The organism is Siminovitchia fortis, from assembly GCF_007681465.1.
Classification (GTDB): domain Bacteria; phylum Bacillota; class Bacilli; order Bacillales; family Bacillaceae_C; genus Siminovitchia; species Siminovitchia fortis.
In genome coordinates this window covers 64,520-85,640 of record NZ_VEKZ01000009.1, presented here as the reverse complement: position 1 = coordinate 85,640, position 21,121 = coordinate 64,520, and the positions used below count along the sequence as shown (strand labels likewise).

The following is a 21,121-nucleotide window of genomic DNA, read 5'->3' as shown; positions in this document are numbered from 1 at the left end:
AAAGAGTAACGGAGGCGCCCAAAGGTTCCCTCAGAATGGTTGGAAATCATTCGCAGAGTGCAAAGGCAGAAGGGAGCTTGACTGCGAGACCTACAAGTCGAGCAGGGACGAAAGTCGGGCTTAGTGATCCGGTGGTACCGCATGGAAGGGCCATCGCTCAACGGATAAAAGCTACCCCGGGGATAACAGGCTTATCTCCCCCAAGAGTTCACATCGACGGGGAGGTTTGGCACCTCGATGTCGGCTCATCGCATCCTGGGGCTGTAGTCGGTCCCAAGGGTTGGGCTGTTCGCCCATTAAAGCGGTACGCGAGCTGGGTTCAGAACGTCGTGAGACAGTTCGGTCCCTATCCGTCGCGGGCGCAGGAAATTTGAGAGGAGCTGTCCTTAGTACGAGAGGACCGGGATGGACGCACCGCTGGTGTACCAGTTGTCTTGCCAAAGGCATCGCTGGGTAGCTATGTGCGGAAGGGATAAGTGCTGAAAGCATCTAAGCATGAAGCCCCCCTCAAGATGAGATTTCCCATTGCCTGGCTTGCCAGGCAGGTAAGATCCCTGAAAGACGATCAGGTAGATAGGTCCGGTGTGGACGTGTGGCGACACATGGAGCTGACGGATACTAATCGATCGAGGACTTAATCTAAAAAGCGGAAGCGCCCGTCTAGCCCCGACAAGCACAAGACAGCTTGCGAGGAGGCAGTAGTTCAGCCACCACAGCAAGATGGCTTGTGACCTCGAGGGGCTGGGCGCTGGAGCTGGATTGAACATGATACTCGGAATTTCTTCTCTTATCTGGTTTTGAAGGAATGAATTCCTTTCAAAATAAATAGTCTGGTGGCGATAGCGAAGAGGTCACACCCGTTCCCATCCCGAACACGGAAGTTAAGCTCTTCAGCGCCGATGGTAGTGAGGGGCTTCCCCTTGTGAGAGCAGGACGCCGCCGGGCAAAGACAGAACATGGGGCCAGAAAGGGCTTCATGTTTTTTTTGTGTTCCTAGGGGCTCGGACAATATGGAGCCGGTTGACTGGATCAAAAGGTCCAATCGTGCAATTCTAGTCGGCATTCGTGCAATTCCCGGTCCGGTTCGTGCAATTCCCACCCCAATTCGTACAATCCCGATCTTATTTCATATATACCCATCAAACCTGTATCCTCTTTTTTCATTCACAGCTCACCGATCAAGTAAAGTTCTTCATATATTTTATCTATTCGAACACCCCTTTCTCTGAAAGTTTTCAGTCCTTCCTTCATAAGAATAAAGGATATTCTGATAATACTATTAAATATGAAAACGGATTAAAATCCTTTATAATTGTGTCAGGTTTAATTAAGAAAGGATGGGGCCCTCAATGTTGGAGAACAGCCTGGTAATGGTAGCCATTATTTTTATTATTAATGTTATTTATGTTTCTTTTTTCACGATCCGAATGATTTTGACTCTAAAGGGATATCGTTATGTTGCAGCTGTTGTCAGTATGATAGAAATTGTCATTTACGTCGTGGGCCTAGGACTGGTACTTGATAACCTGAATCAAATCCAAAATCTCATTGCCTATGCCGTAGGTTACGGTATTGGAGTTATTGTGGGTACAAAAATTGAAGAAAAAATGGCCCTTGGGTACATAACCGTAAATGTCATTACAAAAGAATATGACAGAGATCTTCCAAAACAGCTTCGAGACAAGGGGTATGGAGTGACAAGCTGGGCAGCGCAAGGGCTTGAAGGTGATCGAATGGCCCTGCAGGTCCTTACACCGAGAAAATACGAATTAAAGCTTTACCATCTAATAAAAGACCTTGATCCGAAAGCTTTCATCATTGCCTATGAACCGAAGACGATTTATGGCGGCTTCTGGGTGAAATCTGTAAAGAAAGGAAAACTGCCTCATTGAGTTCTTTGAAAAAGAAATTTACCGTTGAGGAAAATGAAACAATCAGCGAATGTCTGGAAAGGATGAAGCGGGAGGGATACCGCCCCGTCCGGAGGATCGAAAAGCCGGTGTTCATGGAAGAGAAGAAAAAAGGAACAATTGAATATAAGCCAATCTCTCAAAAAATTATTTTTGAAGGGATAAAAAAGACCTAAATCCGAACATTGGTAAACAAGTTTATTATATCGTTCGATTATTGTTTGACATCGAAACGATGGATTGTTAAGATTAAATTGTTAAACCTCATATATCATGGGGATAAGGCCCATCAGTTTCTACCCAATTACCGTAAATAATTGGACTATGAGGAAAGTGGGATTTGGGAAATATTTTTGTGCATGAACTCCCGGATAATCTGCTTTCTTTCCAGAAAGAAAGTAGTTTATCCGGTTTTTTATTGAAAAAAGGAGACGGAGGGTTTATTTCATGAAGGCCGAAGTCGGAATCATTATGGGCAGTACATCGGACTGGGAGACAATGAAGCATGCTTGCGATATCTTGGACGAGTTAAACGTACCTTATGAAAAAAAGGTCGTATCTGCGCACAGGACACCTGATTTGATGTTTGAATATGCGGAAACTGCCAAAGAAAAAGGATTGAAAGTCATTATTGCCGGTGCTGGCGGTGCGGCCCACTTACCGGGTATGGTCGCTGCAAAAACGCTGGTTCCAGTTATTGGGGTTCCTGTTGAATCCAGAGCTTTAAAAGGAATGGACTCGTTATTATCCATCGTTCAGATGCCGGGTGGCGTTCCGGTTGCGACTGTTGCCATCGGAAAGGCCGGTGCTGTGAATGCAGGCCTCCTCGCAGCACAAATGCTGGCGGCAGAGGATGATGCCCTTTATAAAAGACTTATAAATAGAAGAGATGCCTTAAAAGAAAAAGTTCTAGGAAGCAGTGATGAGCTTGTCTAAATTGATACAACCGGGAAGTACGATCGGTATTATCGGCGGAGGGCAGCTGGGACGGATGATGGCATTAGCGGCAAAACATGCGGGGTTTAAGATTGCCGTTGTCGAGCCCTCAGCCAATTCGCCCACAGGGCAAGTGGCAGATGAAGAAATCATTGCAGCTTATGATGACAAGGACGCACTTTTAAAACTTGCTTCGGTCAGTGATGTGATCACCTATGAATTTGAAAATGTCGACTATGAAGCACTCAAATGGCTGACGGAAAAAGCTTATGTCCCGCAGGGAGCAGAACTGATCAAGATCACCCAGGACCGTATTCTCGAAAAACAGGCACTGACCGATGCCGGCGTGGAAGTCGCTCCTTATTCGGTAATTCGTAGCAAAGAGGACCTGGATAAAGCGTTAAAACATATCGGCTTTCCGAGTGTTTTAAAAACTTCCCGCGGAGGATATGACGGCAAAGGCCAATATGTCTTATGCGGGACCGAGGATGCCAAGGAAGCAGCATCTCTGTTAAAAAACGGACCATGTGTATTGGAATCCTGGGTCCCGTTTGAAAAAGAAATTTCAGTGATCATGACAAGAAGCACAAATGGAGAGCTTGAAGTTTTTCCAGTCGGGGAAAATATCCATGTGAACAATATTTTACATGAAACGATTGCTCCAGCAAGAGTGTCTGAAAACGTCGTAAAGCAAGCCGAAAAATTGACTGAAAAAATAGCAGAGCATTTGAATTTGGTCGGAACGCTGGCTGTTGAAATGTTTTTGACAAAGGATGAAAAGGTTTATGTAAATGAATTAGCGCCGCGTCCGCACAATTCAGGGCATTACACGATTGAAGCATGCAATATTTCGCAGTTTGGCCAGCATATCCGTGCAGTTTGCGGCTGGCCTTTAATGAAGACAAGGTTATTGGAACAGGCTGTAATGGTGAATGTACTCGGCCAGCATGTGGAAGGCGTCATCGAACAAATTCCACAGCAGCCGGATTGGAACGTTCATTTTTACGGAAAAATGGAAGCGAAAATGAACCGGAAAATGGGGCATATCACCATCCTGACCACCGACATGGATAAAACCCTGGAAGACTTGAATGGAAATGAGATTTGGAAATAGCTTGAAAAGAGAGGATTTCTGACAATGATTGAACGTTATACAAGACCTGAAATGGGTGCGGTTTGGAAAGAAGAGAACAGGTATAAGGCATGGCTGGAAGTTGAGATTCTGGCATGTGAAGCCTGGGCCGAACTTGGAGAGATTCCCAAGGAAGATGTAAAACAAATCCGTGAAAAAGCGGGCTTTGATGTTGATCGGATCAAAGAGATCGAACAGGAGACAAGGCACGACGTTGTAGCCTTTACAAGGGCTGTCTCAGAAACGCTCGGCGAAGAACGGAAATGGATCCACTATGGATTGACATCAACGGATGTCGTAGATACGGCCCTTTCTTATTTATTAAAGCAGGCCAATACAATCATCAGGAAAGATCTCGAGAACTTTATCACGATTTTACGTGAAAAAGCGATTGAGCATAAAGATACGATAATGATGGGGAGAACGCACGGCGTTCATGCGGAGCCGACAACTTTTGGATTGAAGATGGCACTCTGGTACGAAGAGATGAAAAGAAATCTGGAAAGATTCAATCAGGCAGCAGAAGGAGTCGAGTTCGGAAAAATATCCGGAGCTGTCGGCACCTATGCGAACATCGATCCTTTTGTAGAAAAATTTGTTTGTGAAAAGCTGGGGCTGCAGCCGGCACCTCTTTCAACTCAAACATTGCAGCGTGACCGCCACGCCCATTATATGGGAGTGCTTGCGCTGATCGCAACATCGATTGAAAAATTCGCCGTTGAAATCCGCGGCCTGCAAAAAAGTGAGACTCGTGAAGTGGAAGAGTTTTTTGCTAAAGGACAAAAAGGATCTTCCGCCATGCCTCATAAACGCAATCCGATCGCATCGGAAAATATGGCCGGAATGGCCCGCGTCTTAAGGGGTTACATGGTAACAGCCTATGACAATGTGCCTTTGTGGCATGAGCGCGACATTTCCCACTCATCCGCGGAAAGAATCATTCTGCCGGATGCAACCATTGCATTGAATTATATGCTGAACCGCTTCGGCAATGTCGTGAAAAACTTGACGGTCTATCCGGAAAATATGAAAAGAAATATGGATAGGACGCTTGGATTGATCTTTTCCCAGCAAGTGCTGTTAACGTTGATTGACAAGGGGCTTTCCCGTGAAGAGGCCTATGATACGGTACAGCCGAAGGCAATGGAAGCATGGGAGAAACAAGTCTCATTCAAAACGTTGATTGAAGAAGATGCAACAGTCCAAAAGCTGCTGACCCAAGATGAAATTGATGCATGTTTTGATCCGAGGTATCACTTGAAACACGTCGATACAATATTTGAACGTCTTGGACTGAATTAAAACTCGCGCATGCGGAAGGAGAAATGAAGATGTATAAAGTGAAGGTATTTGTAACATTGAAAGAAAGTGTCATCGATCCGGAGGGAGCGGCGGCAACAAAGGAACTGAAGAAATCCGATTTTCCTGAAGTTGAAAATGTCCGTGTCGGGAAATATATTGAATTAACAATTGACAAAACAGAAAATGTGGAAGAAGCAGTCCACGATATGTGCAAAAACCTTCTTGTAAACACGGAAGTTGAAGATTACCGCTTTGAAATCGAGGAGGCGGCTGCAAAGTGAAAATCGCAATAGTCGTTTTTCCAGGCACAACGTGCGAATCTGATTTATTTGAAGCCATCAGGCAGACCACCGGAGAAGATGTGGAGTATGTCCGTCATGATGTTGAGACTCTTGATGAGTATGATGCTGTTCTGATTCCAGGGGGAGCGTCTTACGGCGATGCTGTCCGGCCGGGAGCCATCGCCAAAAGGCAGCCCGTCGTAAAGGAAATCAAAAAAGCGGCTGAAGCCGGAAAGCTTGTACTTGGCATCGGAAACGGATTTCAAATACTTCTTGAAGCTGGATTGCTTCCAGGCACCATGCTTACAAATGAAAGCTTGAAGTTTGTCTGTAAGCCGGTAAAACTCCAGGTGGCAAACAACGATACAGCATTCACTTCACTTTATGAAAATGGAGAAATCATTTCTCTGCCTGTAGCGCATAAAAAAGGTCATTTTTACTGCAGCGAAACGGAATTAAAGAAGCTGCAGGACAATCATCAAATCACCTTCACCTATACATCTGAAAATCCAAATGGCAGCATGGCCGACATTGCCGGCATTACGAATGAAAAAGGAAATGTCCTAGGCATGATGCCTCACCCTGAAAGGGCTGTAGATCAACTTTTGGGCAGCACCGATGGGGTTAAATTGTTCAAATCAATTGTACAAAACTGGAGGGAACAACATGTCACAAATGCTTGAGCCGACTCCATCCGAGATTAAAGAACAAAAGATCTATCAAGAGATGGGCTTATCAGACGAAGAGTTCGAACTTGCGGAGAAAATGCTCGGAAGAACGCCGAACTATACGGAAACCGGACTTTTTTCCGTCATGTGGTCTGAACACTGCAGCTACAAAAGCTCCAAGCCTGTGTTGAAAAAGTTCCCGACAGAAGGAAAACAAGTTTTACAAGGTCCTGGAGAAGGTGCCGGAATCGTGGACATCGGTGATAACCAGGCGGTTGTTTTCAAGATCGAGAGCCATAACTCCCCTTCGGCTGTTGAACCTTATGAAGGAGCGGCAACTGGTGTCGGTGGTATCGTCCGTGATGTATTTTCAATGGGCGCCCGTCCGATTGCTGCGATGAACTCTTTGAGATTTGGAGAATTGGATTCTCCAAGGGTCCGATATTTGCTTGGGCAGGCAGTGGCTGGAATCGCCGATTATGGGAACGCCCTTGGTGTACCGACCGTCGGAGGAGAAATTCAATTCGATCCGGCATATGAAAGCAACCCTTTGGTTAACGCAATGGTTGTCGGCCTGCTTAACCATGAAGACATGCAGAAAGGCCAAGCCAAAGGTGCAGGAAACACTGTTATGTATGTCGGCGCTGCGACAGGCCGGGACGGCATTCACGGAGCGACTTTTTCTTCAGCAGAACTGTCTGAGGATGAAGACGAAGAACGCGCAGCGGTACAGGCAGGGGACCCTTTTACAGAGAAGCTGCTAATGGATGCCTGCTTGGAACTTGTAAAATCGGATGCATTGATCGGAATCCAGGATATGGGTGCAGCCGGATTGACAAGTTCCTCCGCTGAGATGGCAAGTAAAGCAGGATCCGGCGTTGAAATGAATCTTGACCTGATTCCCCAGCGCGAAGAGAACATGACTCCTTATGAAATGATGCTGTCTGAATCGCAAGAGCGGATGCTCATCGTTATCAAAAAAGGCCGTGAGCAGGAAATTATCGACCTGTTTGCAAAATACGATCTGGAAGCTGTAGCTGTTGGCCATGTAACGGATGATAAAATGCTCCGCCTTCTTCATAAAGGCCAGGTAGTGGCGGAAGTTCCGGCAGATGCCTTAGCGGAAGATGCTCCAGTCTATCATAAAAAATCCGAGGTCCCGGCCTATTTTCGCGAGTTTCAGGAAATGGAAGTTAATATCCCGGAAGTAATAGATTACCAGGGAACCTTGCTTCAGCTTTTACAGCAGCCGACTGTTGCCAGCAAAGAGTGGGTCTACCGGCAATTCGACCATCAAGTTGGGGCCAATACGGTCGTTACGCCTGGTTCGGATGCTGCAGTTGTCAGAATTCCGGGAACGAATAAGGGAATTGCTATCACAACAGACTGCAACTCTCGCTACATTTACCTTGACCCGGAAACAGGCGGAAAAATTGCTGTGGCTGAAGCGGCGCGCAACGTCGTCTGCTCAGGAGCAGAGCCTCTTGCCATTACCGATGGCTTGAACTTCGGAAGCCCGGACAAGCCAGAAATCTTCTGGCAGATTGAAAAATCCGCAGAAGGGATCAGTGAAGCGTGTCTTGCGCTTAACAGCCCGGTCATCGGTGGAAATGTTTCCCTTTATAATGAAAAAGGCGGAAAGGCGATTTATCCAACGCCGATCATCGGCATGGTCGGCTTGATTCCGGACCTTGCATGTGCAACTACACAGACGTTCAAAGCAGCGGGCGACCTGGTTTACATGGTTGGAGAAACGAAACCTGAATTTGGCGGAAGCGAGCTTCAGAAATTGATTCATGGCGATATTTTTGGAAAAGCTCCTTCCATTGATCTTGCGGTTGAAGCTGAGAGACAGAAGCAGATTCTTGCAGCAATACGGGAAGGCCTTGTATCTTCTGCTCATGATGTTTCCGAAGGGGGAGCGGCTGTAGCCCTTGCTGAATGCCTGTTTGGCACAGACGGGCTTGGGGCGGAAGTGACACTTGCCGGAGATAAAACAACAGCGTTATTTTCTGAAACACAATCGCGTTTTATTATTTCGGTCAGGAAAGAAAATCAGGCAGCTTTTGAAGAAATCGTAAATGACGCAACATTGATTGGTGAAGTGACAGACAGCGCAGAATTAGTCATCCTTAACGACAATAAAGAGCTATTGGTCAAATCCGACAGCAAAAAGATGGAAGAGGCTTGGAAGGGAGCTATCCCGTCTCTGCTGAATAAATAAGCATAAATGAGGTATGCGGTGTGTTTGGAATATGGGGTCACCCTGATGCGGCCAGAATGACATATTATGGTCTGCACAGTCTGCAGCATAGAGGGCAGGAAGGCGCCGGAATTGTTGTAACGGACGGAAAGCGCATGAAAGGCATAAAGGGAGATGGGCTCGTCAACGATGTATTTGATGAAAAGAAGCTCGACAGCCTGAAAGGCAGTGGAGCGATCGGTCATGTAAGATATACAGGAAAGAGCGGCATTGAAAATATTCAGCCGCTTCTCTTCCATTCATCAAGCGGAAGTCTTGCTCTTTCACATACAGGAAATTTGATCAACGCCAATGATTTAAAGCACCAATTGGAAATGCAGGGCAGTATTTTTCAGACGAATACAGATACAGAAGTGCTTGCGCATCTGATTAAGCGAAGCGGATACCTGGCACTGAAAGACAAGGTAAAAAATGCACTTTCAATGGTGAAAGGTGCGTACGCCCTGATCGTATTGACGGAAGATGAGCTGATCATTGCTCAGGATCCGAACGGATTACGGCCGCTCTCCATCGGAAAAGTCGGAGATGCCTATTGTGTCGCGTCAGAAACATGTGCATACGATTTGATCGGAGCGGAGTATATCCGCGATGTTGAACCGGGGGAATTGATCATCATCAACGATGAAGGCATTCATGAAGAGCGCTTTTCCCTATCAGGTTCGCACGCTATGTGTACGATGGAATACGTTTATTTCTCAAGACCGGACAGTGACATTCGCGGAATCAACATCCATACGGCAAGAAAAAACCTCGGAAAGCAGCTCGCGCTAGAAGCAAATGTCGAAGGTGACGTTGTAACAGGAGTCCCGGATTCCAGCATTTCCTCCGCCATTGGTTTTGCAGAAACCGCGGGGATACCGTACGAGCTTGGGTTGATTAAAAACAGGTATGTTGGAAGGACTTTTATTAAACCGACTCAGGAGCTTCGCGAGCAGGGAGTGAAAATGAAACTTTCCCCTGTTCGAAAGGTGGTCGAAGGAAAGCGTGTCATCATGGTCGACGATTCAATTGTACGCGGCACGACAAGCCGGCGGATTGTACGGATGCTAAAAGAAGCCGGTGCGACGGAAGTCCACGTATGTATCAGCTCTCCGCCGATGACGAACCCTTGTTTTTATGGAATAGATGTTTCAACGCATGAAGAACTGATCGCTTCCAGCCACAGCGTGGAGGAGATCCGTGAAATCATCGGTGCGGATTCACTTACATTCCTAAGCGTTGAAGGCATGCTAAAGGCCATCGGAAGAGAGGGCCTTGGTAAAAACTGCGGCCAGTGCATGGCCTGCTTTACCGGCGAATACCCAACGGAAATCTACCCGGATACGCCATTGCCGTATGAGAAAGAGATGGAATAGGAAAAGCGTAGGGCGACGTTTAGCGACGTACAGACTGGACGCCTCCTGACGAGATAAAGGAAACACGGCGAAGCCAAAGGCGAGCCGATGTTGACTTATCGTAGGAAGGAGAAGGAAGTCTGCTAGTCGCTGGAGCCCGAAGCTGGACAATAAGAAAAGCGAAGGGCGGTCTTAGCGCGTACAGACTAGGATAAGTGCCCGAAAAGTGGGGCAAGTTCGAAAAACGGTCACGAATCAGTGGCAAAAGTGCCCAAAGGCGCCAAAGGTCAGAAAACGGTCACAATCAGCGTTTACACCGCACAATTAAACAATAGAGTGGCCCGTTATTAAAAATTTTTCAAAAAAGGCGGCGATTTCTCGCCGCCGCTTGATTGTAAAAAGGTGATAGGAGGCAATAAGGATGGCTGATGCCTACCAAAGAGCCGGAGTCAATATTGAAGCCGGCTATGAAGCGGTTGAGAAAATAAAGAAGCATGTGAAACGGACGAACAGGACGGGTGTCATGGGGCAGCTGGGCGGATTTGGCGGTGCATTCGACTTGTCGGAAATGAATATGAAGGAGCCTGTCCTCATTTCCGGTACAGATGGTGTGGGAACAAAACTGATGCTTGCTTTTATGATGGACAAACACGATACAATCGGCATCGATTGTGTGGCCATGTGCGTCAATGATGTTGTTGTCCAAGGAGCGGAGCCTCTTTATTTTCTCGACTATATCGCTTGCGGGAAGGCGGTTCCGGATAAAATCGAACAGATTGTCAAGGGAATCGCGGATGGCTGCGAGATGGCCGGATGCGCCCTGATTGGCGGAGAAACGGCCGAAATGCCCGGAATGTACGGGGAAGATGAATATGATCTTGCCGGTTTTACAGTGGGCGCCTGTGAAAAATCCCAGTTGATCAATGGGGAAAATATTAATGAAGGTGATGTGCTGATCGGCCTGGCATCAAGCGGAATCCACAGCAACGGCTATTCACTTGTCCGTAAAATTTTCTTCGAAGAAAATCAATTCTCCCTTGATGAAAGCTTGCCGGAATTGAACGGTCCGCTCGGAGAAGAACTGCTTACACCTACGCGAATTTATGTAAAACAGGTCATTTCTGCGCTTCGGGAGTTTGAAATCAAAGGGATGGCCCATATTACCGGCGGCGGTTTTATTGAAAACATTCCAAGGATGCTTCCGGAAGGACTGGGCGCTGAGTTGACAGAAGGTTCTTGGCCTGTTTTGCCTATCTTTGAAGCTCTGAAAAAATATGGGAAGCTGGAGACAGAGGAAATGTACAATATTTTTAACATGGGAATCGGCCTTGTCCTGGCAGTAGATCCGGACGATGCTGACGAAGCTATCCGCTTTTTTGAAAAGCAGGGCGATAAAGCCTATAGGATCGGCACTGTCATTAATGGAGAAAGCGTACAATTTTCAGGGGCAGGTACACAAAAGTGAAAAAGATAGCAGTGTTTGCGTCCGGGAACGGCAGTAACTTTCAGGCCATACATGATGCAGTTGAATCCGGAAAGCTCCGGGCAGAAATAAAATTGCTTGTTTGTGACAAGCCTGGCGCCTTTGTCATTGAAAGGGCAAAGAAGGCCGGGGTGCGTGTTCTGGAATTCAGTCCAAAACAATACGCATCCAAAGTGGAGTTCGAGACGATGCTTTATGAAGAACTCCAAAAAAATGACGTGGACTATATCGTATTGGCCGGATATATGCGTTTGATCGGATCGGTGCTTCTCGAACACTATCCTGAAAGAATCATCAATATACATCCATCGCTGCTGCCTGCTTTTCCGGGTGTTGATGCGATTGGCCAGGCTGTCGCCGCAGGCGTGAAAGTAACTGGTGTCACGATTCATTTTGTGGATGAAGGCATGGATACAGGCCCAATCATCGCTCAAAGGGCCATCGACATTCAAGACGGAGCAACGAAAGATGAAGTTGCGCAAAAGGTTCACGAAATTGAACATGAATTTTATCCTGAAACGCTCGATAAGCTGTTTGAGGGAAAAAGATAAATGGAAGGTGCTGCAAGAATGAAACGAGCGCTCATTAGTGTGTCAGATAAAACCGGAGTCGTCGATTTCGCGAAAGAATTAATCAATTTGGAATTTGAAATTTTATCAACCGGCGGAACGAAAAAAATACTGGAAGAGAACAATCTGCCTGTTACGGCAGTTGATGAGGTGACAGGGTTTCCGGAAATTTTGGAAGGCCGTGTAAAAACACTTCATCCGTTTATCCACGGAGGACTGCTTGCCAAAAAGAATGACCCATCCCATATGGCCCAGTTGGAGAAGCAGGGGATCAAAGGGATTGATGTCGTGTGCGTCAATTTATATCCGTTCCAGAAAACGATCGAAAAACCAGGCGTAACTGTCGAAGAAGCCATTGAAAACATTGATATCGGCGGTCCTGCGATGCTTCGCGCTTCTGCCAAGAACCATGAAAGTGTTGTTATTATTGTCGATGCTGCCGATTATGGGCAGGTCTTAAATGAACTTCGCTCAAATGAAGATGTTTCGCTTGAAACAAGAAGAAAACTTGCGGCAAAAGTGTACCGTCACACAGCGGCATACGATGCCTTGATTGCGGAATACATGACAAACCTGGCCGGCGAAGAACAGCCTGAAAGAATGACATTCACATATGAGTTGAAACAATCGCTGAGATACGGAGAAAATCCGCATCAGAAGGCATCTTTTTATGAAAAGCCGCTTGGATCTAAGTTTTCCATTGCCCATGCCAAGCAGCTTCATGGAAAAGAGCTTTCTTTTAACAACATCCGTGATGCTGACGCAGCTTTACAAATTGTAAAAGAATTTGACAAGCCGGCAGCAGTGGCCGTCAAACATATGAACCCTTGCGGCGTGGGAACGGGCGAGAATGCGGCAGATGCTTTTTCAAAAGCATATGAAGCCGATCCGACTTCCATTTTCGGAGGAATCATCGCGTTCAACCGTGAAGTGGACGAAAGTGCAGCAAAAATTTTAAAAGAAATCTTCTTGGAAATTATTATTGCGCCTTCTTTTACAGAGGAAGCCCTGAACATTTTAACAGCCAAGAAAAATATCCGTCTGTTGACCGTTTCGTTTAATGAAAAAAATACGCCTGAAAAAGTGTTGACTTCCATTGAAGGCGGATTGCTTGTACAGGAACAGGATGCGCTTGGCCTTGATGACGCAGAACTGACTTTCCCTACAAAGCGGAAGCCGGCAGAAGAGGAAATGGAAGCTTTGAAACTGGCATGGAAAGTGGTCAAGCATGTGAAATCAAACGCCATCGTTGTTGCGGATGAAGCGATGACCCTTGGTGTGGGAGCAGGACAGATGAACCGTGTAGGGGCGGCGAAAATTGCGATCGAACAGGCAGGGGAAAGAGCGAGAGGCGCCGTGCTTGCATCGGATGCTTTCTTCCCGATGAGTGATACCGTGGAAGAAGCGGCAAAAGCGGGCATTACAGCCATTATCCAGCCGGGAGGGTCCATCCGCGACGAAGATTCAATCAAAGCCGCGGATGAACATGGAATCGCTATGGTATTTACTGGCGTGCGCCATTTTAAACACTAAAACAATGGACGGTGAATTTCTTTGAAAGTTCTGGTTGTCGGCGGAGGCGGAAGAGAGCACGCCATCTGTAAAAAATTGAAACAAAGCAAGCAGGTGACCCAAATTTTTTGTGCACCGGGAAACGCGGGCATTGCCGAAGATGCGACCGTAGTGCCAATTAAGGAAACAGCATTTTCAGAACTGATTGATCTGGCTAAAAAAGAGCAGATCGGGCTGACAATCGTCGGGCCTGAAGTTCCCCTGAACGCCGGGATTGTTGATGAGTTCGAAGCAGCAGGCCTGAAAATTTTCGGTCCCAGGAAAAACGCCGCGATAATCGAAGGAAGCAAGTCCTTTGCAAAGGATTTGATGAAAAAATATAAGATTCCAACGGCTGCCTATGAAACTTTCCACTCTTACGAGGATGCGAAAGCATATGTGGACGAACAGGGAGTACCTATTGTCATCAAGGCTGACGGGCTTGCCGCTGGAAAAGGCGTTGTCGTAGCAATGACACTTGAAGAGGCACATGCGGCATTGAAAGATATGCTGCTGGATGAAAAGTTCGGTGAGTCATCCACAAGTGTCGTGATTGAGGAGTTTTTGGAAGGCGAAGAGTATTCGCTGATGGCTTTTGTCAATGGCGGCAAAGTCTATCCGATGGTCATCGCGCAGGATCACAAACGTGCTTTTGACGGAGACAAAGGCCCGAATACAGGCGGCATGGGCGCATACTCGCCTGTCCCTCATATTCCGGCCGGCGAAGTGGAGCAGGCTGTAAAGGATATTCTGATCCCGACGGCCAACGCCATGATTGAAGAAGGAAGGCCGTTTACCGGAATTTTATATGCCGGATTGATTTTAACAAAAGACGGTTCCAAAACGATCGAATTCAACGCCCGGTTCGGAGACCCCGAAACGCAGGTGGTGCTGGAACGCTTGGACAGCGATTTGGCAGAACTCGTGAATGATATTTTAGAAGGCAAAGAGCCAGTCATCGAATGGTCGGACGATGCAGTAATCGGAGTCGTTTATGCATCCAACGGCTATCCAGGCGGCTATGAAAAAGGATTACTTCTTCCCGATTTGAAAGTTTTGGATCCTTCCGTTAAAGTATTCCATGCCGGAACAGCGGCAGGAAGCGAAGAAGGGACGTACGTTTCCAACGGCGGCCGCCTCCTGCTTCTGGCAGCGAAAGGTGCGGATATTGCCGCTGCTTCAGACAACGTATATAAAGAAATGAAGAAGCTCGACAGCGACCATTTCTTTTACCGGAAAGATATCGGATATAAAGCATTATTAGGGTGAACTCCTGCCTGCGGGCGGGAGTTTTTATTACGGGGCCTGTCCCCCAACTTATTAACGCGTTAAAGCGATGGGGGCCTGTCCCCAATTTCACAAATTTTTTATATTCGATTTTCAAACTTCACTGCGTTAAATTAAAAAGTATGTTAAAATTAAAAAAATCAGTGTGAACTCCCTAGGGAGGGTTGAATGTTGGAACAGAGATACAGATGGAGAAACAAAGAGATACGTGAACAGGCGGCGATTATTGATGGCAAAAAGCCACCTGCTATTCTATTAAAAAATGCCAGGTTTTTACACTCGAAGCTCCGCCGCTGGGTGGAAGGAAATATATGGATTAAGGACGATCGCATTGTGTATGCCGGTGAGGCACTTCCGAAAAACACAACGGCTGCCGAAATCGTAGATTGTACCGGCCTGACATTGGTACCAGGCTATATTGAGCCGCATGTTCATCCGTTCCTTTTGTACAATCCGCAAACATTTTCACGGTTTGCTGCACAGACCGGAACGACAACAACGATAAATGACAACCTATTTTTCTTTTTACATTTACAGAAAAAGAAAGCGTTTTCACTATTGCGCAAAGTCGATGAGTCGCCTGTTACGATGTATTGGTGGACGCGTTTTGATGCTCAAACAAAGCTTGAAGGGGAAGAAGTCATTTTTTCCAACAGTGATGTAAAATCATGGCTTGAACACGATAAAGTCGTTCAGGGAGGTGAGCTTACCGGCTGGCCGCAGCTTCTGGATGGTGACGATCTGATGCTGCATTGGATCCAGGAAACGAAGCGCCTTGGGAAAAAAGTGGAAGGGCATTTTCCCGGGGCTTCCGACAGGACGCTCGCCAAACTGATGCTGTTCGGAGCGGATTGTGACCATGAATCGATGACAGGAAAGGATATTTATAAACGCCTTATGCAAGGGTATACCGTCTCATTAAGGCATTCTTCGATTCGGCCGGATTTGCCTGTCCTTTTGGAAGATATGAAAAAGATGGAACTGAATCAGTATGAATCGATGTTGTTTACAACAGACGGATCAACCCCTGCATTTTACAGTCAGGGAATAATCGATGTGATGATCCGAATGGCGATTGACAGCGGGATTCCGGCAATCGATGCTTATCATATGGCATCTTATAATGTCGCCCGGCACTATAATCTGCAGCATCTGCATGGAATGATCGGAACCGGCAGAATTGCCAACATCAATTTCCTGGAAAGCGAAAACAAGCCTTCGCCCGTTTCTGTCCTTGCAAAAGGGCAGTGGGTGAAAAGGGACGGAAATCCAATTATCATAGATAAAGATATTCATTGGGAGGATTACGGAATTGAGCCTTTGGCATTGGATTGGGAATTAACGATGGAAGATCTGGAATTTTCCATGCCGTTTGGGGTGAAAATGGTTAACAGCGTCATTACGGAACCTTATTCAATAGCAATGGACATCTCATTGGATGAGCTGCCAAAAGACAGTGATGAGTCCTTTTTTGCACTGGTGGACAGAAAAGGGAAGTGGAGAATTAATACAATTTTGAAAGGATTCGCCAGAGAAGTGTGCGGATTTGTCTCTTCTTTTTCCACCACAGGAGACATCATTTTGATTGGAAAAAACAAAAATGATATGAGGCTTGCTTTTGAGAGAATGAAAGAAATCGGCGGCGGCATCGTACTCGCCGAAAATGGAACGATTGTGCACGAAATCCGTCTTCCTCTCTCAGGAATGATGTCGGAAAAAGAGCTTCCTATTCTCATAGGAGAGGAAGAAGAGTTAAGACGGCTGCTTGCAGACAGGGGATATCCGTTTTCGGATCCCGTCTACTCGTTATTCTTTCTTTCTTCCACTCATTTGCCGTATATCCGCGTGACTCAGCGCGGCATGTATGATGTAATGAATAAAACAGTACTCTTTCCGACGTTAATGCGTTAAAATAGTTGAGAGAAAGAGAATTTGAACTGCTTAGGGGATGGGATTTTGAAATTTACACGATTGGCTTTCGTTATATTGGCAATATTAATGCTGTTTGCCTCAGCTTGCGGTAAAAAGGAATCACAGGAGTCTGAAAAAAAGCAGCCGGAAAAAGAAAAAGCAGCAATAAAGAAGACCGCTCCATTGACCGGGGTGGAAACTAACATAGTACCGCCTGAACGTGCAGTCGCAGTAACAATCAACAATCACCCGGATGCGAGGCCGCAAAGCGGGCTTTCCCAGGCTGATATTGTATATGAAGCGCTCGCTGAAGGAAATGTAACGAGGTTTTTGGCCATTTTTCAAAGTGAAAAGCCGGAGAATATCGGTCCGGTCCGAAGTGCCAGACAGTATTTTATTGACCTTTCCAAAGGATATGATGCGTTGTATGTCGCCCATGGCTACAGCCCGGAAGCGGAGCAGACATTGAAGTCAGGAGCAATTGACAATATTAACGGAATACAGCATGACGGAACATTGTTTAAGAGGGCTGATTTCCGTAAAGCCCCGCATAATTCCTATATCACTTTTAAAAATATCGAAAAAGGTGCAAATGATGCCGGCTATGATATGGACAAAGCACCGAAGACATTGGATTTCCTTTCCGATGAAGAGGCCGGAAGCCTTGAAGGAGAGGCAGCAGCAAATTTGAAGGTGGCATACAGCCAAAACCAGACTTTTATCGCAGAATACCATTATGACTCCCAAGAAGAGAAATATACCCGGTCATCCGGAGGCGCCGAAACAGTCGAATATGATAATGACCAACCCATTCTTCTTGACAATGTCATTGTCATTGAGGCGGCTCATACGGTAAAAGATGAAGAGGGAAGACGTGGAATCGATCTTACGTCAGGTGGAAAAGCTTATGTTTTTCAAAAGGGAATCATCCAGGAAGCTGAATGGAAAAATGAAAATGGAAGAATTCTGCCATATAAAAATGGCGAAGCAATGAAATTGGTTTCTGGAAAAACATGGATCAATATCGTGCCAGAATTAACGATGGTCTCTTTTGAGTAATAACAGACAGCAGTTATAAAGGGGATTTTCAAATGCAGATTGAGAAGTTAAGAGGAAAAGCACTCGATCAATTGTTTGAAGCGATCTTATCGTTAAAAGACGTAGAAGAGTGCTACGAATTCTTTGATGACCTGTGTACAATCAATGAAATCCAATCTTTGTCCCAGCGTCTGGAGGTCGCAAGGATGCTTCGGGAAGGAAATACGTATCAAAAAATTGAAGCCGCCACCGGTGCAAGCACAGCAACCATTTCCCGGGTCAAGCGCTGTCTGAATTACGGCAATGACTCGTATGAAATGGTATTGGACCGGATAATGGAAAAAGAAAATCCGCAGCGATGACGCTGCGGATTTTCATATCCACTTTTCCATGCCTTTCCCTCCACCCAATCATTTCTTCATATTTCATCTCGGAGTTTGGCTTCTGTAATGTTATAATAGTGTACGGAATTGGAGAATGGAGGACTCATGGTTTATGTATGATGTCAAGAAATGGCGCCATGCTTTTAAATTGGATCCGAATAAAGAGATTTCGCCCGAGGCGCTGGAAAAAGTCTGTGAATCCGGAACGGATGCCATCATTATCGGCGGGACAGACGGTGTTACGTCCGACAATGTGCTTGATCTTATGGCGAGAGTCCGGCGTTACACGGTGCCATGCGCTTTGGAAGTGAGCAATATTGAATCCATTACACCGGGTTTTGATTTATATTTTATCCCGTCAGTCTTGAACAGCCGTGATGTCCGCTGGATGAGCGGCCTGCATCACGAGGCGGTCAAGGAATACGGAATATTGATCGACTGGGATGAAATGATTGTTGAAGGATACTGTATTTTAAATGGTGACTGCAAGGCGGCAAAGCTGACTGACGCCAACACGGATTTGACGGAAGATGACGTCATCGCTTACGCAATGATGGCTGAAAAGATGTTCCGCATGCCGGTCTTTTATATGGAATACAGCGGTACATACGGGGATCCGGACATTGTCCGCTCAGTAAAGGAAGAGCTCGAAAAAACGACTCTATTTTATGGGGGCGGCATTTCGACTGCCGGCCAGGCAAAAGAAATGGGCAAGCACGCAGATGTCGTGATTGTCGGCAATGCGGTGTACAAAAACCTTGGGGAAGCGTTAAAAACAGTTCAGGCTGTTAAAAATAGATAATACTATTGATATAATAAGAACAAATGTTCTTAAAGGTTGGTGATTACATGCAATTTTTAGCCGGGAACCTTCTGGAAGGATTGAACAAGGAACAGAAAGAAGCGGTTAAAACGACGGAAGGCCCGTTATTGATTATGGCCGGCGCGGGAAGCGGGAAAACGAGGGTTTTGACCCATCGGGTTGCCTATTTGATGCTGGAAAAAGGGGTTAACCCATACAATATCCTCGCCATTACTTTCACGAATAAGGCTGCAAGAGAGATGAAGGATCGGATCGGAAAAATCATTGGCACGGGTGCCCAAGATGTATGGATATCGACTTTTCACTCGATGTGCGTGCGGATGCTGCGCCGTGACATCGACAGGCTCGGTTATAACCGTAATTTTTCCATCCTGGATACGACCGATCAGCTTTCGGTTATCAAAGGTGTTTTAAAAGATAAGAATATCGATCCGAAGAAATTTGATGCAAGAGCGCTCCTTGGATCGATCAGCAATGCGAAAAATGAGCTGATTACGCCGGAGGAATATTCGAAGGAAGCCGGGGGTTACTATGACCGTATCGTAAGCGACGTTTACACAGAGTATCAGCGCCGGCTAAGAAGGAATCATTCTCTCGACTTCGATGACCTGATCATGGTCACAATCCAACTGTTCGAAAGAGTGCCGGAAGTGCTGGAATATTATCAAAGAAAATTCCACTACATTCATGTGGATGAATATCAGGATACGAACCGGGCGCAATATATGCTCGTGAAACTGCTTGCGGAGCGATTTGAAAATCTCTGTGTCGTCGGGGATTCCGACCAGTCGATCTACAGGTGGCGGGGTGCGGATATCGCCAATATCCTCTCTTTTGAAAAAGATTATCCGAACGCGAAAGTCATTTTACTAGAGCAGAATTACCGCTCAACGAAAAAGATCCTTAAGGCTGCGAACGAAGTCATCAAAAATAATCAGAATCGCAAACCGAAGAACCTTTGGACGGATAATGATGATGGCGAGAGCATCCAATATTACCGTGCAGATGGGGAAAAAACCGAAGCTCAGTTTGTTGCCGGTAAAATAAAAGAACTGACGGAAGGCGGAAAAAGAGACAGATCCGACATTGCGATCCTGTACAGGACAAACGCCCAATCCCGGGTCATGGAAGAAGTTTTAATAAAATCAAATATCCAATATACCATTGTGGGCGGAACAAAATTCTATGACAGAAAAGAAATCAAGGATCTGCTTGCCTATTTGCGGCTGATCGCCAATCCTGATGATGATATCAGCCTGCAGCGGATCATCAATGTGCCCAAGCGGGGAATCGGGGCCGCTTCCATGGATAAGATTGCGGCATATGCAGCCGAACAGGACATTTCCATGTTCGACGTATTGAAAGTCATTGATTTTGTTGGTGTCAGTCCAAGAATCGCAAATGCTTCAGCGGCTTTCCATGAATTGATCAATAATTTTGTACAAATGCAGGAATACCTCTCCGTGACAGAGCTTGTGGAAGAGGTCATTGAAAAATCAGGATATAAAGAGATGCTTAAGGCTGAGAAGTCACTCGAGGCTGAAAGCCGGCTGGAAAATATCGAAGAATTTTTATCTGTAACGAAAAGCTTTGAAGACGGCAGTGATGATAAAAGTCTGGTCGCATTTTTAACCGACTTGGCGCTTGTTGCCGATATCGACCAGCTGGACGAAGCGGACGAAGCCAACGATGCCGTGACGCTTATGACTTTACACTCCGCCAAAGGACTGGAGTTCCCGGTCGTTTTTCTAATCGGCATGGAGGAAGGGATTTTCCCTCATACCCGTTCTTTGATGGATGAAGAGGAGATGGAAGAGGAACGCCGTCTCGCCTATGTCGGGATCACAAGGGCGGAAGAGGAGCTGTATCTGACGAACGCCTATATGCGGACCCTTTACGGGCGTATAAATATCAATCCGGTCTCCCGTTTCATTGATGAAATTCCGGATGAACTGGTGGAAGAAGTTGGAGCAGAGCCGTGGACGTCCACTTCCTTCGGATTCCGGGAAAACCGGCCAAGCCCGGCAAAGCCTGTTTTCCGTCCTGCTGTTTCCGAAACAGACCAGGGGGAATGGAGCGTCGGCGATCGCGCAGAGCATAAAAAGTGGGGCACCGGGACAGTTGTCAGTATAAAAAAAGACGGCGGAAGCATCGAGCTTGACATCGCTTTTCCAAGCCCTGTAGGGATCAAGCGCCTGCTTGCGGAATTCGCTCCCATCAAGAAAGTGTAATATGGTTGAGAAAGGGTTG

General features: G+C 46.3%; 18 protein-coding genes, 2 rRNA genes and 1 riboswitch. All 20 genes read left to right on the top strand.

Annotated features, from left to right (window positions below; translation table 11 throughout):
* Positions 1-642: ribosomal RNA gene (locus FS666_RS05240) — 23S ribosomal RNA — on the top strand; the annotation flags it as partial.
* 187 nt (positions 643-829) lie between these two features.
* Positions 830-945 (top strand): 5S ribosomal RNA (gene rrf / locus FS666_RS05235).
* 404 nt (positions 946-1,349) lie between these two features.
* Positions 1,350-1,892, top strand: coding sequence for a DUF2179 domain-containing protein (locus tag FS666_RS05230; RefSeq protein ID WP_144460926.1), 543 nt, complete (start codon positions 1,350-1,352; stop codon positions 1,890-1,892).
* 5 nt (positions 1,893-1,897) lie between these two features.
* Positions 1,898-2,086: an NETI motif-containing protein gene (locus FS666_RS05225; protein WP_186306476.1), complete on the top strand. Its 189-nt coding sequence runs from the start codon at positions 1,898-1,900 to the stop codon at positions 2,084-2,086.
* Positions 2,087-2,154: 68 nt separating this feature from the next.
* Positions 2,155-2,255, top strand: a riboswitch (purine riboswitch).
* A 102-nt stretch (positions 2,256-2,357) separates the two neighbouring features.
* Positions 2,358-2,846: a 5-(carboxyamino)imidazole ribonucleotide mutase gene (gene purE, locus FS666_RS05220; protein WP_144460924.1), complete on the top strand. Its 489-nt coding sequence runs from the start codon at positions 2,358-2,360 to the stop codon at positions 2,844-2,846.
* Entirely contained in the window at positions 2,833-3,960 is a 1,128-nt protein-coding gene (purK, locus tag FS666_RS05215; protein WP_144460923.1) for a 5-(carboxyamino)imidazole ribonucleotide synthase, read from the top strand. Before purE ends, purK begins: the two co-directional genes overlap by 14 nt.
* A gap of 24 nt (positions 3,961-3,984) precedes the next feature.
* Positions 3,985-5,280 (top strand): adenylosuccinate lyase, encoded by a 1,296-nt coding sequence (gene purB, locus FS666_RS05210; protein WP_144460922.1) that lies wholly within the window; start codon positions 3,985-3,987, stop codon positions 5,278-5,280.
* Positions 5,281-5,309: 29 nt separating this feature from the next.
* Entirely contained in the window at positions 5,310-5,561 is a 252-nt protein-coding gene (gene purS, locus FS666_RS05205) for a phosphoribosylformylglycinamidine synthase subunit PurS (protein ID WP_144460921.1), read from the top strand.
* Entirely contained in the window at positions 5,558-6,244 is a 687-nt protein-coding gene (gene purQ, locus FS666_RS05200; protein ID WP_144460920.1) for a phosphoribosylformylglycinamidine synthase subunit PurQ, read from the top strand. Before purS ends, purQ begins: the two co-directional genes overlap by 4 nt.
* Positions 6,228-8,453 carry a phosphoribosylformylglycinamidine synthase subunit PurL gene (purL, locus tag FS666_RS05195; protein ID WP_144460919.1) on the top strand — a complete coding sequence of 742 codons (2,226 nt, stop codon included), beginning with the start codon at positions 6,228-6,230 and terminating at the stop codon, positions 8,451-8,453. Before purQ ends, purL begins: the two co-directional genes overlap by 17 nt.
* Positions 8,454-8,473: 20 nt before the next feature.
* Positions 8,474-9,847: an amidophosphoribosyltransferase gene (gene purF / locus FS666_RS05190; RefSeq protein WP_222119347.1), complete on the top strand. Its 1,374-nt coding sequence runs from the start codon at positions 8,474-8,476 to the stop codon at positions 9,845-9,847.
* Between the two features lie 400 nt (positions 9,848-10,247).
* The gene (purM, locus tag FS666_RS05185; protein WP_144460917.1) at positions 10,248-11,291 is read left to right on the top strand and encodes a phosphoribosylformylglycinamidine cyclo-ligase; all 1,044 of its coding nucleotides are present in this window, start codon (positions 10,248-10,250) and stop codon (positions 11,289-11,291) included.
* Positions 11,288-11,860, top strand: a complete 573-nt coding sequence (gene purN, locus FS666_RS05180; protein WP_144460916.1) for a phosphoribosylglycinamide formyltransferase — start codon at positions 11,288-11,290, stop codon at positions 11,858-11,860. Before purM ends, purN begins: the two co-directional genes overlap by 4 nt.
* Positions 11,861-11,878: 18 nt before the next feature.
* On the top strand, positions 11,879-13,411 hold the full coding sequence (gene purH, locus FS666_RS05175) for a bifunctional phosphoribosylaminoimidazolecarboxamide formyltransferase/IMP cyclohydrolase (RefSeq protein WP_144460915.1): 1,533 nt from the start codon (positions 11,879-11,881) through the stop codon (positions 13,409-13,411).
* 21 nt (positions 13,412-13,432) lie between these two features.
* Positions 13,433-14,698: a phosphoribosylamine--glycine ligase gene (purD, locus tag FS666_RS05170; RefSeq protein ID WP_144460914.1), complete on the top strand. Its 1,266-nt coding sequence runs from the start codon at positions 13,433-13,435 to the stop codon at positions 14,696-14,698.
* A gap of 186 nt (positions 14,699-14,884) precedes the next feature.
* Positions 14,885-16,627 carry an adenine deaminase C-terminal domain-containing protein gene (locus FS666_RS05165; RefSeq protein WP_144460913.1) on the top strand — a complete coding sequence of 581 codons (1,743 nt, stop codon included), beginning with the start codon at positions 14,885-14,887 and terminating at the stop codon, positions 16,625-16,627.
* Positions 16,628-16,714: 87 nt separating this feature from the next.
* Positions 16,715-17,686: a DUF3048 domain-containing protein gene (locus tag FS666_RS05160; protein WP_144460935.1), complete on the top strand. Its 972-nt coding sequence runs from the start codon at positions 16,715-16,717 to the stop codon at positions 17,684-17,686.
* A gap of 32 nt (positions 17,687-17,718) precedes the next feature.
* Entirely contained in the window at positions 17,719-18,027 is a 309-nt protein-coding gene (locus FS666_RS05155; RefSeq protein WP_120075204.1) for a YerC/YecD family TrpR-related protein, read from the top strand.
* 133 nt (positions 18,028-18,160) lie between these two features.
* A complete protein-coding gene (gene pcrB / locus FS666_RS05150; protein WP_144460912.1) occupies positions 18,161-18,850 on the top strand; it encodes a heptaprenylglyceryl phosphate synthase in 690 nt (229 codons plus the stop codon).
* A 47-nt stretch (positions 18,851-18,897) separates the two neighbouring features.
* Positions 18,898-21,102, top strand: a complete 2,205-nt coding sequence (pcrA, locus tag FS666_RS05145) for a DNA helicase PcrA (RefSeq protein ID WP_144460911.1) — start codon at positions 18,898-18,900, stop codon at positions 21,100-21,102.
* Positions 21,103-21,121: the final 19 nt, after the last annotated feature.

Bases quoted from the DNA above. Each gene is read 5' to 3' on its own strand.
- FS666_RS05230 (WP_144460926.1), top strand. From the start codon at position 1,350: ATGTTGGAGAACAGCCTGGTAATGGTAGCCATTATTTTTATTATTAAT.
- purE (WP_144460924.1), top strand. From the start codon at position 2,358: ATGAAGGCCGAAGTCGGAATCATTATGGGCAGTACATCGGACTGGGAG.
- purK (WP_144460923.1), top strand. From the start codon at position 2,833: ATGAGCTTGTCTAAATTGATACAACCGGGAAGTACGATCGGTATTATC.
- purB (WP_144460922.1), top strand. From the start codon at position 3,985: ATGATTGAACGTTATACAAGACCTGAAATGGGTGCGGTTTGGAAAGAA.
- purS (WP_144460921.1), top strand. From the start codon at position 5,310: ATGTATAAAGTGAAGGTATTTGTAACATTGAAAGAAAGTGTCATCGAT.
- purL (WP_144460919.1), top strand. From the start codon at position 6,228: ATGTCACAAATGCTTGAGCCGACTCCATCCGAGATTAAAGAACAAAAG.
- purM (WP_144460917.1), top strand. From the start codon at position 10,248: ATGGCTGATGCCTACCAAAGAGCCGGAGTCAATATTGAAGCCGGCTAT.
- purH (WP_144460915.1), top strand. From the start codon at position 11,879: ATGAAACGAGCGCTCATTAGTGTGTCAGATAAAACCGGAGTCGTCGAT.
- FS666_RS05165 (WP_144460913.1), top strand. From the start codon at position 14,885: ATGTTGGAACAGAGATACAGATGGAGAAACAAAGAGATACGTGAACAG.
- FS666_RS05160 (WP_144460935.1), top strand. From the start codon at position 16,715: ATGCTGTTTGCCTCAGCTTGCGGTAAAAAGGAATCACAGGAGTCTGAA.
- FS666_RS05155 (WP_120075204.1), top strand. From the start codon at position 17,719: ATGCAGATTGAGAAGTTAAGAGGAAAAGCACTCGATCAATTGTTTGAA.
- pcrB (WP_144460912.1), top strand. From the start codon at position 18,161: ATGTATGATGTCAAGAAATGGCGCCATGCTTTTAAATTGGATCCGAAT.
- pcrA (WP_144460911.1), top strand. From the start codon at position 18,898: ATGCAATTTTTAGCCGGGAACCTTCTGGAAGGATTGAACAAGGAACAG.